The sequence below is a fragment of the Thermoplasmata archaeon genome (genome assembly GCA_035532555.1).
Classification (GTDB): domain Archaea; phylum Thermoplasmatota; class Thermoplasmata; order Lutacidiplasmatales; family UBA184; genus Lutacidiplasma.
The window spans coordinates 22,036-36,850 of sequence record DATKQS010000021.1; the positions used below are offsets into that span (position 1 = coordinate 22,036).

Genomic DNA, 14,815 nt, shown 5'->3' on the forward strand with positions numbered 1-14,815 from the left:
CATGCCTGTCGGAGTCGTTCGGTATGCAGGTCGTTCGAAGCAAGGCGCCCTTGCGGATCAGCTTCGCCGGGGGCGGGACCGACGTCTCCCCGTACCCGGAAGAGAAGGGCGGTGCGGTGCTGAACTGCACCATCGACAAGTTCGCCTACGCTACCCTCGACATCGAACCCGACGGGAAGGGCGAGACCGGGGTCCACTCGCTCGACTACGACATGAAGAGCCGGTACGCCACGCCGGACGACCTCGTCTACAACGGCGAGCTCGATCTCGTCAAGGCCGCGCTCCGGATCCTGCGCCCGAGCGATCCCGCGCGACCGCAGTCGACCGACTCCCTGAACATGTTCCTGCATTCCGACGCCCCCCCCGGGACGGGTCTCGGGAGCTCCTCGACGATGTGCGTCGCGCTCGTGGGCGCGTTCCAGCACTACCTGCGCGAGCCGTGGACCCAGTACGAGGTCGCCGAGATCGCCTACCACATCGAGCGCAACGAGCTCGGCCTGCGCGGCGGACGCCAGGACCAGTACGCGGCGACGTTCGGGGGCTTCAACTTCATGGAGTTCACGAAGGAACGGGCGATCGTCACCCCGCTGAAGATCCACCCGGAGGTTGCGAACGAGCTCGCCTATCGTCTCCTCCTCTGCTACACGGGGACGAGCCATTTCTCCAACGACATCATTCGGGAGCAGCAGCGCGCGTACACCGCCAAGGCCCGAGAGACCGTCGACGCCCTGGATGCGACGAAGAAGCTCGCGATCGACATGAAGAACGAACTGCTCCGTGGGAACATCGACGAGATGGGCCGACTGCTCGACGAGGGGTGGCAGCTGAAGAAGCGGTTCACGTCCGGCATCTCCAATCCGCAGATCGACGGGCTGTACGAGAAGGCCCGCGCGGCGGGCGCGCTCGGAGGGAAGCTCCTAGGCGCCGGAGGGGGCGGCTACCTGCTGTTCTTCTGCGACTTCGTGCGGCGGGCGCAGGTCGCGCGCGCGGTCAACGATGCCGGAGGAAAGGTCGTCGACTTCTCGCTCGAGTATAGCGGCCTCCAATCCTGGACCGTGCGCAACCCGCGCCGAACGGGGACGAACGCGACCTCGGGGATCGAGCGATCCTAGGTCCGCTTGCGGTGCACCGGGCACGGCCGCTTCAGTTTGCAAAAGCGGCACTTCTCCGGGGAGACCGGCGCCGGCATCGCGTGCTGCATGTGACCGTACTTGCGTCGGGGCATCGTTCGGCCGGGCCGAAGAGGGACCGAGATTTCAAGCTAGGGTCCCGGACGGCTCCGGCCCCCCAACCTCTTGTGGGCCGGTGCTGCTGGCCGGGCGTGGAGCATCTCCCGGGACGGGCGACCCCGGACGGGACGCGCGCGTTCCGCGAGCGCGCCCTCGAGCGCCGACAGATCTCCCCCTTGCACTTCCGCGAGGCCGCGCAGAGCCTCACGCTCAGCTCGATCGGGCTCGGTACCTACCTCGGGAATCCCGACCCCGCGACCGACATCGCCGTCACCGACGCGGTCTCGATCGCGTTGACCAGCGGCCGCGTGAACGTCCTCGATACGGCGATCAACTATCGGGGCCAGCGGGCGGAGCGGAGCATCGGCCGCGCGCTGAGCCACCTCGTGGCCACGGGCCCCGTTCGGCGGGAGGAGGTCTTCCTCGCGACCAAGATCGGCTACCTCGCTCCCGACAGCGAGTCCGAGCGGGACCCGCGCAGCTGGGTCCACGAGGAGCTGGTGCAGCCGGGGATCCTGCCGCTCGCGGAGGTCGTCGGCGGAAGCCAATCCCTCGCCCCGTCGTTCCTGCGCGACCAGTTCCGGCGCAGCCGGAACAATCTGCGCGTGGAGGCCGTCGATCTCCTCTATCTGCACAACGCGCCCGACGCCCAGATCCCCGAGGTCGGACTCGAGGAGTTCGAGCGGCGACTGCGCCTTGCCTTCGAAGTTCTCGAGGGATTCCGTGCGGAAGGAACGCTCGGAACGTACGGGCTCGCCACGTGGGATTCCCTGCGGGTCGCCGCGATCGAGCCGGGATTCTTCTCGCTCGAGACCGCCGTGCGCATCGCCCACGAGGCGGGCGGCGAGCACCACGGCTTCCGGTACATCCAGTTCCCGTTCAACCTCGCGATGCCCGAGGCCGCGACGGTCCAGAACCAGCGGGTCGCCGGAGTCCCGATGACCCTGTTCGCGGCCGCGACGGCCCTCGGCGTCGGATGCTTCACGAGCGCGCCCCTCCTCCAGGGCCGGCTCGCGCGCTCGGGCGCGACGGCCGCCGGGCTCCCGCGCGCCGCGACGGCTCTTCAATTCGCGCGTTCCGCACCCGGGAACACCGCCGCACTGGTCGGCCAGAAACGGCCGGAACACATCGCCGAGAACCTCGAGCTGGCCTCGATCCCACCGTGGGACGCGACGACGTTTTCGACGCTCCTCCCGTCGGGAGGGCGCTCAGACGCTCTTCCTAGATAGCGGGCGATCCGGCCGGGTCGGCGCGGGAGACTCGGAGCACCGAGACCCCGTCGTGCTTCTCGGCGAGGACGACCCGGTCCGCGATCGACGCGAGCTCGGCCTCGTGCGAGACGAGGATGACCTGAGGCAGGGCGAGCTCCTCCAGGAGCTCCCCCATCCGCACGATTTGCTCCGGGGAGAACCCGTCGGTCGGCTCGTCCAAGATGATCGTTTCGAGATCGAGGCTCCCCATCGTCCGGACGACCCGGCCGAGCGCGAGGCGGAAGGCGAGCGCGAGCGACGTGCGTTCTCCCCCGCTCAGCGCCTCGGCGGGGGTCCATTCCCCGTGGATGAGGACTGCCGGGGTGAAGCTGACGTCGACGCGGGCCTCGAGGCCCGTGTCGTCTATGAGCGATGCGAAGTAGCGGGCGAAGAGCTGGTCGAACATCGCCTGGGCGGAGGCGAGCAGGCGTTCCTCGATCGAGAAGAGCGTCTCGCGGAACGGTCCTCCGACCCAGGCCGCCTTCGCCCGCAGTTCCTCGATCTCGCCGAGGAGCTGGCGGCGCTCCCGAAGACCGGCCTCCGCCTCGTTGAGGCGTCGCTCGGAGTCCTCGATGCGGGCCTCCGCGCGCACCACGGCGGCGCGGATCTCCGTAGCCACGGCCTGGAGCTCGGCGAGCTTCTTCCGGGCGCGGGCGTCCTCCTGCTCGAGAGTGGCGGCGCGCTCCACCCGGTCCCTCAGGGCGTTCAGGGCGATCATGCGCTCGGCGACCCGCTGTTGGATCGCCTCGAGCTCGGTGCCGATCCTCTCCCGATCCCGCTCCAGCGACTCCCGACGGATCTGACGGTTCCGCCGTTCCTCCTCGGCTCGGCGGACCCCCTCGATCCCGGTGATGCAGCGCGCCCGCTCGGCGTCCAGGGCGGTCGCCTTCGCCCGTTCGGCGCGCTCCGTGGCCTCTATGGGTTCGAGTGAGGTGGCCCGCTCGCGGGCCCTCTGGGCCTCGGCTTCCGCTTCGCGGAGCGCCGTCCGTGATGTCACTTCCTCGCTCTGGCACCGCGCGAGCGACGCGGAAGAGTCCGCGCGGCGGTGCTCTAGATCGATCCAACGGTCGCGGGCGCGTTCGTACCGTTCGCGGGATCGTCGTTCCTCCCCAACGGCCCCGCGCCCGGCCTGCAGCTTGCGAAGTCGATTCTCCGTTTCGGCGAGGGCTCGCGCGCTCTCCTCTCGGTGCGGGCGGAACTCCTCGGGGCGGACGGTCTGCCGGCACCGGGGACAGATGCCCCCCGCGAGGAGCGTGTCCACCTCTTCCAGATCCGTCCGAGCGCGCGCCGTTTCCTCGAGCGCCGTTCGTTCCGCCGCCTGGGCAGTTTCCAGGGCCGCGTCGATCTCCGATAGATTTCGGAGCGTGGGAGCCGGGGGTTCTCGCGCGGGCCCCTGCGCCGCCAGCTCGGCGAGCGTCGCCTTCGCTTCTTCGAGCGCATGCCGGGCCCGATCGGCGTGCTCGCGAGCGTCGGTCCGGTGTCGCTCGGCCGCGAGCGCTTCGGCGCGCACTGCGGCGAGCTCTTGGAGTCGAGTGGCGAGTTCGCGCAGCCCGGCGTTCAGCCGGGCTTGCTCCTCGTCGAGCGTCGCGGCCCGCTGGCTCAGGGCCGCGAGATCGGTGGCGGGGCCGACGGTGTCACCGGCGGCGAGACGTCCGATCTCGGCCACCGCATGGCGCTGCTGCTCGGTGAGCGAGGCGACGGCGCGCAGATCTTGTTCGCCTTGGCGCGTTAGGCTCGCCTGCTCTCGGCGGTCCCCTTCGACCCGGCGCAGACCTTCCTGGAGCTCCTGGCCGGCGCGTTCCGCGGCATCGAGATCTCGGCGGAGCTCCGCATGCTTCGTCTCGAGGCCCACGCGTTCCGCCCGGAGCCGGACGATCTCCGCAGAGCGCACGGAATGGTCGGCCTCCCAGTGGTGGAGGCGGCCGGCCTCCTCGACGCGCGTGGCCGCGACCCGCCGGATCTCGGAGGCGAGTTCTTGCGCGTTCTCCGCTGCGGCGCGGTACCGCTCAACTCCGAGCGCCTTGCGGATCGTCTCGAGCCGGTCCTGGGGCTCTTGGGAGAGGACCTCGCGCATCCGTTCCTGAGGCACGTAGACCGCCCAGCGCCACAGATCGGAGTGGGCGCGAGGACTCGGATTGTCCGGAAAACCGAAGAGGTCGATGATCCGCTGGCGGAGCTCGGTCGCCGAGTACTGGGTCGTCGCTCCGTCCTGCGAGAACGTGCTGCGCTCCAATTCGAAGCTATGGCGACCCTTGCGGGTGATCCGCCGGAACCGGCGGGAGATCTCGTAGCGGTGGCCCTCGTGCTCGATCTCGACGGCGACCTCCGCTTGGGGCGCGCCGTGGCGAACGAGGAACCCCGCGTCGACCTCGGCGAACCCGAAGAGGGCCATCTCGATCGCGTAGAGGAGGGAGGTCTTGCCGGAGCCGACATCCCCGGCGATCAGGGTCGTCCCCCGGGTGAGTTCGAGCTCGGCGGAGGTGTAGCTGCGGATGTTCTTCAATCGGAGGCGGCGCAGCTGCATCGGTCCTCCTCAGCGTGGTCCGACCCGTCGAACGCCGAGCAGTCGGCTGCCCCCGTCGACCCGGGCCTCCACGTAATCGGTCCGGGACTCTCCCTCGCCTCGCGGGAGGGCCAGCTCCTGGAGGAGCTCGCGCAGTCGCTGAGCGCCCTCAGGACCCGCGGCCCACGGAGCGCTCGGTCCCGTCTCCTCGGAGAGGGTAGCGAACCCGGCGGCCTCGATCTCCGATTCCGGCAGCACGGGCGTCGCCTCGGCCGACACGCCCGCGACGTCCCGGACGTCGGGGTGCAACGACATCCCGAGCTCTTCGAACCGCCGCTGGGACTCCGACACCCCGAGCGCGGCGAGGCCCGCGGCGCTCGGAGTGCCGGTGTAGTGGGCGATGATGTTCGTTCCGGCCCCCGCGTACGGGCGCGCCGCCACCTCGATGTCGGTGAGGATCTCGCTTCCGCTCCGCCCCGTGACGTTGACGTCGATGATGTGGACCTTCGAGTATGGGAATGGATCGAAGAAACGCACCGACGGCCGTCCTCGCACGACGGTCACGACCGCGAGACCTTGCGTGCCGGGGTGCTCCTGCCGGTACACGAGGTCCGGCGTGGACGTCCCGAAGATCGCACCGGGGTTGACGAGGAGACCGCCGCCCGGTCCTTCGTCCTCGTACATCACGTGGATGTGGCCCCCGGCGTAGTACCCGCAGCCTGGGGGCAGATCGGCCCGCGCGATCCCATGGATGTGCGCCCGGAGCCGGGGCGGCAGGCACTCCTCGATCGCCGCGTGGAACTGGAAGATCTTGAACCCCGGCTCGGCTCGGAACCGCTCGGAGTCCACGCCGCCGAAGTACTCGCGGTCGAGCCCGTGGGACCGGCCGGAGATGCCGGCGATCCGAGCTCCGGTCGGCTCGTCCACGAGGAAGGGGAGCGCCCAGCGCGCGCCCTCGGGGTGAACCGCCTCGGGTGCCACCTTGGCGAAGGCGCCGGCTTCGGCGAGGACGTCGAGCCAGCTGGTCTTGTGCGCGACGTAATCGTGCGAGCCGTAGATCGCGTAGATCCGGGTTCCGTCAATCGAGAGCTGACGCAGGGCGGCCGCGACCGGCGCGACCTCCGCCGGGTCCGGTACGGGCGTGTGGAAGAGGTCGCCCGAGATGAGCAGGAACTCGGCATGCTCGACACGGACCTGGGCGATCGAGCGGAGGACGCTCTCGCGCAGGAGGCCCCGCAGCTTGGCGTCTCGGGGCCATGCCCCGACGTGCGCGTCGGCGAGGTGCGCGAAGACGAACCGGTCCGAAGCCATGGATCTCTACCGGACCGGTGGTTCGGGCGGGCCCTTGCGTGGGCCGTTGCGGCTGCGGTCCCGGAGGGCCGCGGAGATGCCGCTCGCCGCGCCTACCAGGAGGATCCCGAACGGCAGCAGATCGTCGCTGTTGAACCGCGGGGCCGGGGATTCCGGGGAGGTGCTCTTCGGCGGCGAGGAAGACTTGGAGGCCGGCGGCGCCGCCGCGGCGGCCGCCGAAAGGGAGCGCACGGTGAGGTCCATGATCTCGAACAGCTCGGTCGCTTCCTCCATCGTGATCTGCCGGTTGCGCAGGCGGCCGACGAGAAAGACGTAGCGCGCGCTGGAGCTCGCGGTGCCCCCCATCGGTGCTTTGGGCCTCGAGGTCGCCATCGAATCGTGCCGTCCGGAACCGTCCCATGCGGAGCGGGCTCTTGAAGCGTCGGGGAGTGCGGGAGGCGGGCTTCCGCGAGGAGTTATAGAGGCCACCGGCCCTTCCTATCGCGATGTCATCTCCGCCCGAGGCCCCGCACTCCGACGAGCGCGAGCGCCACCTGCACGTGCGCCTTTCCGAGTCCCGGGGCGCGATCTACGATCTCATTACCGAGTACCTCCAGGCCGCCGGCAAGGCGCCCGACTGGTACTGGCGGACGGCCGGCCGGCTCGAAGGCAGCGAGGCCGACAACCTCGAGGAGATGCTCTCGAGCGCCTTCGAGGCGGGCGCGTTCATCGCCCACGAGCACCCCGAGGACGTGGAGTTCGTCTGGGTCACGGAAGAGGACTGCGACAAGGAGCGTCGCCGGGAGGAGCGCGGCGAGCAGCGCGAGGAAGCGCGCAAGGAACGCTCCACGATGAGCCACTACGCCTAGGCGCGGTCGGCCGTAGCGGCCGCGTGTCCGTTCATAGAACCCTCTCGGCGCGGAGACCCCTCAACTTGTTGGGGGGAGGAGCGCCGGCACCTATTTGTGTTTCCCGGTGATGGCCCCGGCACACAGCCGAGCGAGTTCCCCACCGATGGGAACGAGCACGCTCGGCGCAGGGTGCGCCCGCCCCCAAACACCTCGCAAGGGGTAAGGCACTCCCGCAAGGGAGCAACAGTTGAAGGTTGGGAACCGACGGGCATACGCACCAGACTCGGGGAGCTATGCCTCCGCAAGGAGGGGGCGGAAACACCTTTGATGCCCCTTCCCGAGCCGGGCCGCTTCCCGCTTCGTGCGGGTAGGGATTGGAACCCCGAAGTCGACCGGCCCATCGCGCTCCGTACCGTCGGTAAGACGGCGTTTTCTGGGGAACCAGCCCCTGGACGGAAATTGGAAGCGCAAGCCACCGAGTTCAATCGGTGGTCGTTGACTAGGGCCCGGAACATCGGGCGATCCGTGATCGCGGACGTGGCCGTCGTCGTGTCGAACGCCAAGGCGTCGGCGAAGTGGTGGGCGAAGAACCTCGGATTCTCCACGTATACCGTCGGGGGTTCCGGGCACGCGATCCTCGTTGCCCCGCCGGGGGACCGGTTCGTTCTGCATCTGTGCGAGGGCTTCGCTCCCCTGGAGCCCGGCGACACCGGCATCGCCTTCGTGACCGATGAGATGGACGCGCTGACTGCTCGCATGGCCAAGAGCGCCGTGCCGTTCCCCGTACCTCCCCAGCGGGAGAAGTGGGGCGCGATGGCCAAGTTCGCCGACCCGGACGGGAACATCTTCTGGCTCCTTGAGGTACCTACGCCGATGGTGCGGGCTACCCTGAATTCGCGCGCCCCGAGCCGAAGGGCCCGGTCAGCCCGGCCTCACGCCCGTACTCGAAAGCGCTAGGCGGCTCGAGAACGCTGGCCGAGAGATCCGACGGGCGAGGTGGTTCGGCCGGGCGCCTCCGGTCCTCCGGGGGCCATCCGGCCCGGACGCAGCCGCAGGTCCTAGATCCCGATGACCGCGTGGGCCACGATGAGCGCGATGAACAGGATCGAGACGGTGTTCACGACCTTGATGAGCGGATTGATGGCGGGTCCCGCGGTGTCCTTGGTCGCGTCCCCGACGGTGTCGCCGACGACGGCCGCCTTGTGCGCGTCGGAGCCCTTGCCGCCGAAGTGACCCAGTTCGATGTATTTCTTGCCGTTGTCCCATGCGGCGCCCCCCGTGGTCATCATGATCGCGAGCGGGAAGCCGGAGAGGATGACGCCGAGCAGGACGCCCGCGAGCGCGATGGGTCCGAGCAGGAAGCCGACCGCGAGCGGGACGGAGACCGCGATGATCGCGGGCACTGCGAGCTGGCGGATCGCCGTGACCGTGACGATGTCGACGCACGTGCCGTACTCGGGCTTCGCCGTGCCCGCGAGGATGCCGGGGATCTCCTTGAACTGGCGGCGTACCTCGAAGACGATCGCCTTCGCCGCGACCCCGACCGCCTCCATCAGGAACGAGGTGAAGAAGAACGGCAGGATCGCCCCGATGATCAGGCCCGCTACGATCAGCGGTTGGTCGATCGTCAGCATGCTGGTGAACGAGGTCCAGCAGGAGATCGTCACCGAGGAGCCGCTCCCGCACCACGCCTGGGCGGTCGCGAAAGTGTAGGCCGCGAACAGGGCGAGCGAGGCGAGGACGGCCGAGCCGATGGCGTAGCCCTTGGTGATCGCCTTGGTCGTGTTCCCGACCGCGTCCAGCGGATCGGTGATCGCGCGTGCCTCCGCCGGGAGCCCGGCCATCTCGGCGATCCCTCCGGCGTTGTCGGTGATCGGGCCGAACGCATCGATCGAGATGATCATGCCCGTGACCGCGAGCATGCTCGCGGCCGCGAGGCCGATCCCGTAGAGTCCGAGCTCGGGAGTGGGGGCGGTCGTCCAGCCCTGCCAGCCCACGGCGGTGTAGGCGATCAGGATGGCTCCCACGATCGAGATGCCCGAGATCCAGACGGCCTCGAGGCCCACGCCTAGGCCCGTGATGACCGTCGTGCCGGCTCCCGCCTGCGCGGATTCGGCGATCTTCTTGACCGGCCGATAGCTCGAGTTCGTGTAGTAGTCGGTCGCGAGGACGATCAGGACCATCACGACGAGCCCGACCACCGTGGCGACGAACATACCCCAGTTGCCGTTCATCAAGGTGTAGTTGAGGTAGAACAGGCCCACGACGCCGACGATCGTGGTCGCGCCGAGCCCCTGGTAGAGGGCGCCCATGATGGTGCCGCCGGGCCGCATCCGCACGAAGGCGATCCCGACGATCGTGGCCACGATCGCCCAGGCGCAGACGACGAGCGGATACAGGATCGCGTTGGGGTAGTTGGTCGTGATGGCGCTCCCGATGAAGTAGGCGAGGAGCATCGCGCTGACCGCCGTGACGACGTAGGTCTCGAACAGATCCGCGGCCATTCCCGCGCAGTCTCCGACGTTGTCTCCAACGTTGTCCGCGATGACGGCGGGGTTCCGGGGGTCGTCCTCGGGGATCCCCGCCTCGACCTTGCCGATGAGGTCGGCGCCGACGTCGGCGCCCTTCGTGTAGATCCCGCCGCCGACCCGGGCGAAGAGACTCATCAGCGACGCCCCGAAGAGGAGCCCGACCATGCTCGAGACGTTGCCACCGAACGCCATGTAGAACCCGACGAGTTCGATGAGTGCGAGTCCCGCGACGGAGAGGCCCGTCACGGTGCCGCCGTAGAACGCGAATCGCATGGTCGAAGCCAGATCGCTCTTCTCGGCCTTGGCCGCGGTGCGCACGTTCGCGCGGACGCTGACGTACATCCCGATCGCGCCCGCGAGCGCGCTGCCCGCAGCGCCGAAGAGGAATCCGATCGCGAGGGCGGGTCCGATGCCGCCAATGCCGAACGCGAAGGCGATGATGATCGCGAGCGCGATCGCCACGGAGAACACGATCGTGTACTCGCGGCGCAGGAACGCGTTGGCCCCCTCTCGGATGGCGTCGCCGATCGACCGCATCCGGTCGTTGCCGTCCGATTGACGCAGGACGAACAGCGTCATCACCGCGGCATACACGAGTGCGAGGACCGAGGCGACGAGGATCAGGATCTCCAGTTGGAAGGTGCTCAGTCCCATGACTTCACTCCGTGGTGCTGGTCGCGCGTACCGGCCCCTCTATTAAAAAAGAATGGTCGGGGCGGTGTGCCCGCACCGTTGGACGTTTCCTCCCGAGCCCTTGGTGGGTGGGTCGTTCTCGAGCGGAGGAGGATCTCCGCGTCTTCGATCAGGGTTCGAAGGCGCGTTCGTGCACGCGCCGTGACACCCGGTCGATGAACTCGGGACGCGAAAACGACGCGGAGCCCTTCACTCCGCGAATCCGCAGAGAGACGGTCCCATCGGCGATCTCCTGATCGCCCACGACCGCGATGTACGGGACGCGATCGACCTCGGCTTCGCGGACCCGCTTGGGGAGCGTCTCGAGCGTGTCGGAGACTTCGACCCGGAGGTGGCTCGATCGCAGCTCCTCGAGGAGGCCCCGGGCGAGCTCCACGTGCCGGTCGGCGACGGGAAGGATGCGGACCTGTACCGGGCACAGCCAGGGAGGCAGCCGTCCGTTGCAATGCTCAAGGAGGACTCCGAGGAACCGCTCCCAGCTTCCGAGGATCGTCCGGTGGATGACCACGGGGGCGTGCATCTTTCCGTCCGCGCCCTGGTACTCGAGCGCGAAGCGGATCGGCTGCTGGTAATCAAGCTGGATCGTCCCCGTCTGCCACGGCCGTCCGATGCTGTCGCGGATGTGGATGTCGATCTTGGGGCCGTAGAACGCCCCCTCCCCGGGAGAGACGCGGTACTGTACTCCGGACTCCTTCAGGACCTTCTCGAGCGTCGCCTCCGCGCGGTCCCAGGTCTCCTTGTCTCCCAGGAACGTCGCCGGCCGCGTGGAGAGTTCGTAGCTCCACTCCAGGTGGAACGTCGTAAAGGCGCTCCGTACCCATTCGAGGAGGACCCGGATCTCCTGCTCGATCTGATCCTCCGATACGAAGAGGTGGGCATCGTCCTGGACGAACTCCCGGACCCGAGTCATTCCATGCAGCGTGCCGCTTGGCTCGTTGCGGTGGAGCGGAGCGAACTCGGCGAGACGAAGCGGCAGCTCGCGGTAACTCCGCGCGCGCGAGCGGAAGATCATCATCGAGCCGGGGCAGTTCATCGGCTTCCAGCCGAACGTCCGGTCCTCGCTCGTCGTCAGGAACATGTTCTCCCGATAGTGCTCCCAGTGCCCGCTTGTCTGGTAGACCGAGACATCGAACAGGAGAGGCGTGCGGACCTCCGAGTACCCGGTCTCGTGCAGGTGTTCGGTCACGAACCGTTCCAGTTCTCGGACCACGATCATTCCCTTCGGAAGCCACACCGGGAAGCCCGGGCTCTCCTCGAAGAAGGTGAACAGCTCGAGCTTCGCACCCATGGCTCGGTGATCGCGAGCCTCGGCCTCCTTGCGCATCTTCAGATACGCATCGAGTCCGGCCCGGGTCGGGAACCCGACCCCGCGCACCCGTTGGATCGACGGTGCGCCCGCTTCCTCCGTGCTCTTGACGGCCGAGAACCCGAGGACATGAACCCCTTCGAGCCAGTGGGTATCGGGGACGTGGGGACCGCGACACAGGTCGACAAAGTCGCCAGTCGAGTACACCGAGACGGGTTCGCCCGCCGGCGCTTCGTGGATGTACCGGAGCTTGTGGGGGTTCGTGGCGAACATCTCCTCGGCCTCGGCCTTCGAGATCTCGCGTCGTTGGAACCGGTCCCCCGCGCGGACGGTGCGGTTGATCACGCGACGCATCTCCTCGAGGTCCTCGGGGGTCAGGGGTCGGACATCGAAATCGTAGAAGAACCCCTCGTCGGTTGGGGGTCCGTGGGTCGGCTTCGCCTCGGGGATGATCTCCGTCAGTGCCTTCGCTACGAGATGGGCCGCAGAGTGCTGCAGGATGTCCCGGCCCGCTCGGTCCTCGAAGGTGAGCGGTGAGAGCGGGGCGCCGGCCTCGACCCGGCGGTCGAGATCGACGGGGACCCCATCGAGGATCGCGGCGAGGTACGTCGCGGATTCCTCCGGCCGCCACGCCCGAAGGATCTCCCGTACGGTACTGCCCCGCGGGACCTCCCGTACGCTCGCGTCTGGAAGCCGTACGGTCACCGTGTTGGGATCGGACATCGAGCCTCGGAGGACGAGGCGACCTCGCCCCTCCCCAAAAAGGGTTCGGACCGGAGGTTCCCCCGACCGGCACCGTCCCCGCCGGCGGCCGGCATCGCTTTCTACGCGTCGCGCATCGGGCGGCGGAGAACCATGCCGAACTACGTGTTCTTGGTGCAATTGACCGATCAGGGGATTCACACGGTGAAGGACTCACCCAAGCGGGCCAATGATTTCGAGCGTGCGATCACCGCGGCCGGGGGCAAGGTGACCACGATCCTGCATACCATGGGGATCTACGACGCGGTGGTCACCGCGGAACTCCCTTCGGACGAGGTGGCGAACCGCCTCGCGCTCGGAGTCGGGCTGAGCGGAGCCGCGCGGACCATCACGCTCAAGGGCTGGACCGACGCCGAGTTCCGTCAGCTGGTGGAGAAGCTCTGAGCCGGCCCCGGGGCCTCGAGAACCCCGTGCGCCGAAGGCGTCGGAGCGGGGAATGGAAGCCCCCGACGGCGCGGGCGCGAACTCGGACGACGGGCCGGGGCGCCGGCCGCTACTTCGATAAGGCCCTAGTCTCCTAGCGGGGTTCGTAGCCGGGCGAGTTCATGCCGGGGAAGACCGCCGTAATCTCGAAGACGCCATTTCGGGTCACCTTCGCGGGTGGGGGCACCGACCTCCCGGAGTACTACCGGAAGTTCGGGGGCGGCGCCTGCGTCGCAGGATCGATCAACAAAGGTATCTACGTCATGGTCGCGGAGAATTTCGTACCCTCCGAGATCCGCGTCAGTTACAGGGTCACCGAGGACGCCCGGCAGAGCATCGACGAGATCGCCCACAGCTCGATCCGGGAAGCGATGCGCCTGCTCCAGATCCCGAGCGGGATCCAGGTCATCACGGCGACCCAAATGCCCTCCCGCGGCACCGGGATCGGTTCCAGCAGCAGTTGTGCGGTCGGGGTCCTGAACGCGCTCCACTCCTGGCGGGGCGACCGCGTGGGCCCTCGGCAACTGGCGCGCGAGGCGGTCCGGATCGAACGCGAGATCCTTCACGAGCCGGGCGGAGTCCAGGACCAGTACACGGCGGCCTACGGCGGCCTGAATCTCATCCGGGTGGACCGGGACGACACGGTCTCGGTTCAGAGCCTGCAGGTGGACCACGACGCGCTCGAGACCCTGAACCAGAGCCTGATGCTCTTCTTCACGGGGGTCGAGCGACCCTCGTCGGCCATCCATGCGCATCAGGCGAATGCCGTCGAGAGTCATCTCGACGAGTACCGAACGATGAAGGATCTCGCCCTCCAGACCGCCGCGGCCATCGAGAAGCTTGATCTTCCCGAGATCGGCCGGCTGATGGAGGAGAACTGGGAGCTCAAGCGACGGCTCTCGGAGGGCGTCACCAGTCCGACCATCGACGAGTGGTGTGCCGTCGCGAAGCGCAACGGTGCCTTCGGAGGCAAGCTCATGGGCGCGGGCGGAGGCGGATTCCTGTTCTTCGTCGTGCCTCCCGAACGCCAGCACGACGTCCAGCACGCTCTCGGCTCGCTCGGCCTGATGAGGAAGCCCATCCGCCTCGACATCCGGGGCAGTTCGCTCGTGTTCGAGGAGTGAGGGTCGAGGCGCGTCCGGCGCGATCAACTCTCGGTGTTCAGTACCCAGTCATACCTGCAGACCACCCGCGCGCCCTTCTGATACATCTCATGATCGGTGGGCACCTCGAAGATCCCGGCGAAGTGCGCCCCGAGCCGCTCACAGGTCCGGCGTGAGGCCGCGTTCTCCGGGTCGCACGTGAGGATGATCCTCGTCAGCCCATGATCGAGCGCCACCGGCCCGAGCAACCGGCAGGCCCTCTCCGCGAAGTGCCGGCCCCGGTAGCCTTCGGCAACGAAGTACCCCATGTGCCCTGCGGTGAGGAGGGCCGGGTGATCTCCGATCCTCAATCGAATGGTCCCAATCTCTTCCTCGGATCCGTGGAGCGTGATCTTGTAGTGGTACTGGGGAACGTGGCCTCGAGCGGGGTCCGCAGGATCCTTCGTCTGGACGTATAGGTCGATCACGCGGTCGGTAAGGTGATCCTCGTTGAGCGTCTCGGTGGACATTGCAACCTCGCGAGCATCCACCGCGATGTCGATCCCCGCGGGGCCGGGTTCGCGCAGGGTGACGATGTCGGCGAGCGCAAGCCCCCCTACTTGTAGGGGGTTAGCGAGCCCCCTATCTACGCTGGGGGCATGGATGGAGTGCTACCGCCGAAGATGTATCACCCGAACAAGTACCGCCTCTACCCGTTTCCGAATCAGGAGCGGGAACTCCTCCGACAGTTCGGCGAGTTGCGCTTTCTCTGGAACTACGCGCTCGAACAACGGCAAGATGCGTGGCGGAAAGAGAAGCGATCCATCTCGTACGTGGACCAGTGCCGGGGCCTTGCCAAGTGGAGAGCCTACGACCAGGAGGGGGTCGGGAGGGT

13 protein-coding genes are annotated in these 14,815 nt (G+C 68.1%); 7 read left to right on the top strand and 6 right to left on the bottom strand.

The genetic code is table 11. From position 1 onward, the window contains the following. The first annotated feature begins 23 nt into the window (after positions 1 to 23). Positions 24 to 1,112 carry a GHMP kinase gene (locus tag VMV28_06210; protein ID HUZ80189.1) on the top strand — a complete coding sequence of 363 codons (1,089 nt, stop codon included), beginning with the start codon at positions 24 to 26 and terminating at the stop codon, positions 1,110 to 1,112. A 209-nt stretch (positions 1,113 to 1,321) separates the two neighbouring features. Next, positions 1,322 to 2,458, top strand: coding sequence for an aldo/keto reductase (locus VMV28_06215; protein ID HUZ80190.1), 1,137 nt, complete (start codon positions 1,322 to 1,324; stop codon positions 2,456 to 2,458). Here VMV28_06215 and VMV28_06220 read toward each other — a convergent pair. The 3 genes from VMV28_06220 to VMV28_06230 are packed head-to-tail and all read right to left on the bottom strand — an operon-like array spanning position 2,451 to position 6,665. Beyond that, a complete protein-coding gene (locus VMV28_06220) occupies positions 2,451 to 5,003 on the bottom strand; it encodes an SMC family ATPase (protein HUZ80191.1) in 2,553 nt (850 codons plus the stop codon). The genes VMV28_06215 and VMV28_06220 overlap by 8 nt on opposite strands. 9 nt (positions 5,004 to 5,012) lie before the next feature. Further along, positions 5,013 to 6,293, bottom strand: coding sequence for a hypothetical protein (locus tag VMV28_06225; GenBank protein ID HUZ80192.1), 1,281 nt, complete (start codon positions 6,291 to 6,293; stop codon positions 5,013 to 5,015). Positions 6,294 to 6,299: 6 nt separating this feature from the next. Next, entirely contained in the window at positions 6,300 to 6,665 is a 366-nt protein-coding gene (locus VMV28_06230; protein HUZ80193.1) for a hypothetical protein, read from the bottom strand. A gap of 113 nt (positions 6,666 to 6,778) precedes the next feature. Between VMV28_06230 and VMV28_06235 the strand changes: the two genes are divergently transcribed. After that, positions 6,779 to 7,141 carry a hypothetical protein gene (locus VMV28_06235; protein HUZ80194.1) on the top strand — a complete coding sequence of 121 codons (363 nt, stop codon included), beginning with the start codon at positions 6,779 to 6,781 and terminating at the stop codon, positions 7,139 to 7,141. Positions 7,142 to 7,648: 507 nt separating this feature from the next. Beyond that, on the top strand, positions 7,649 to 8,080 hold the full coding sequence (locus VMV28_06240) for a VOC family protein (GenBank protein ID HUZ80195.1): 432 nt from the start codon (positions 7,649 to 7,651) through the stop codon (positions 8,078 to 8,080). 101 nt (positions 8,081 to 8,181) lie between these two features. On the opposite strand, the gene VMV28_06245 is transcribed toward VMV28_06240, so the two are convergent. Together VMV28_06245 and thrS are read right to left on the bottom strand one after the other, a co-directional pair. Then, on the bottom strand, positions 8,182 to 10,308 hold the full coding sequence (locus VMV28_06245) for a sodium-translocating pyrophosphatase (protein HUZ80196.1): 2,127 nt from the start codon (positions 10,306 to 10,308) through the stop codon (positions 8,182 to 8,184). 148 nt (positions 10,309 to 10,456) lie between these two features. Further along, positions 10,457 to 12,376: a threonine--tRNA ligase gene (gene thrS, locus VMV28_06250; GenBank protein HUZ80197.1), complete on the bottom strand. Its 1,920-nt coding sequence runs from the start codon at positions 12,374 to 12,376 to the stop codon at positions 10,457 to 10,459. Positions 12,377 to 12,508: 132 nt separating this feature from the next. Between thrS and VMV28_06255 the strand changes: the two genes are divergently transcribed. Both VMV28_06255 and VMV28_06260 read left to right on the top strand, forming a co-directional pair. Beyond that, positions 12,509 to 12,799, top strand: coding sequence for a GYD domain-containing protein (locus VMV28_06255; GenBank protein ID HUZ80198.1), 291 nt, complete (start codon positions 12,509 to 12,511; stop codon positions 12,797 to 12,799). 161 nt (positions 12,800 to 12,960) lie between these two features. Continuing rightward, the gene (locus VMV28_06260) at positions 12,961 to 13,962 is read left to right on the top strand and encodes a kinase (GenBank protein HUZ80199.1); all 1,002 of its coding nucleotides are present in this window, start codon (positions 12,961 to 12,963) and stop codon (positions 13,960 to 13,962) included. A 23-nt stretch (positions 13,963 to 13,985) separates the two neighbouring features. On the opposite strand, the gene VMV28_06265 is transcribed toward VMV28_06260, so the two are convergent. Next, the gene (locus VMV28_06265; protein HUZ80200.1) at positions 13,986 to 14,450 is read right to left on the bottom strand and encodes a GNAT family N-acetyltransferase; all 465 of its coding nucleotides are present in this window, start codon (positions 14,448 to 14,450) and stop codon (positions 13,986 to 13,988) included. Between the two features lie 129 nt (positions 14,451 to 14,579). On the opposite strand from VMV28_06265, the gene VMV28_06270 reads away from it, so the two are divergent. Then, positions 14,580 to 14,815: helix-turn-helix domain-containing protein (locus tag VMV28_06270; protein HUZ80201.1), on the top strand; the 236-nt coding region annotated here is incomplete at its 3' end.

What these genes read in the sequence shown, in the direction of transcription:
- VMV28_06210 (HUZ80189.1), top strand. Translation starts at nt 24, where the DNA reads ATGCAGGTCGTTCGAAGCAAGGCGCCCTTGCGGATCAGCTTCGCCGGG.
- VMV28_06220 (HUZ80191.1), bottom strand. Translation starts at nt 5,003, where the DNA reads ATGCAGCTGCGCCGCCTCCGATTGAAGAACATCCGCAGCTACACCTCC.
- VMV28_06225 (HUZ80192.1), bottom strand. Translation starts at nt 6,293, where the DNA reads ATGGCTTCGGACCGGTTCGTCTTCGCGCACCTCGCCGACGCGCACGTC.
- VMV28_06230 (HUZ80193.1), bottom strand. Translation starts at nt 6,665, where the DNA reads ATGGCGACCTCGAGGCCCAAAGCACCGATGGGGGGCACCGCGAGCTCC.
- VMV28_06235 (HUZ80194.1), top strand. Translation starts at nt 6,779, where the DNA reads ATGTCATCTCCGCCCGAGGCCCCGCACTCCGACGAGCGCGAGCGCCAC.
- VMV28_06245 (HUZ80196.1), bottom strand. Translation starts at nt 10,308, where the DNA reads ATGGGACTGAGCACCTTCCAACTGGAGATCCTGATCCTCGTCGCCTCG.
- thrS (HUZ80197.1), bottom strand. Translation starts at nt 12,376, where the DNA reads ATGTCCGATCCCAACACGGTGACCGTACGGCTTCCAGACGCGAGCGTA.
- VMV28_06255 (HUZ80198.1), top strand. Translation starts at nt 12,509, where the DNA reads ATGCCGAACTACGTGTTCTTGGTGCAATTGACCGATCAGGGGATTCAC.
- VMV28_06260 (HUZ80199.1), top strand. Translation starts at nt 12,961, where the DNA reads ATGCCGGGGAAGACCGCCGTAATCTCGAAGACGCCATTTCGGGTCACC.
- VMV28_06265 (HUZ80200.1), bottom strand. Translation starts at nt 14,450, where the DNA reads ATGTCCACCGAGACGCTCAACGAGGATCACCTTACCGACCGCGTGATC.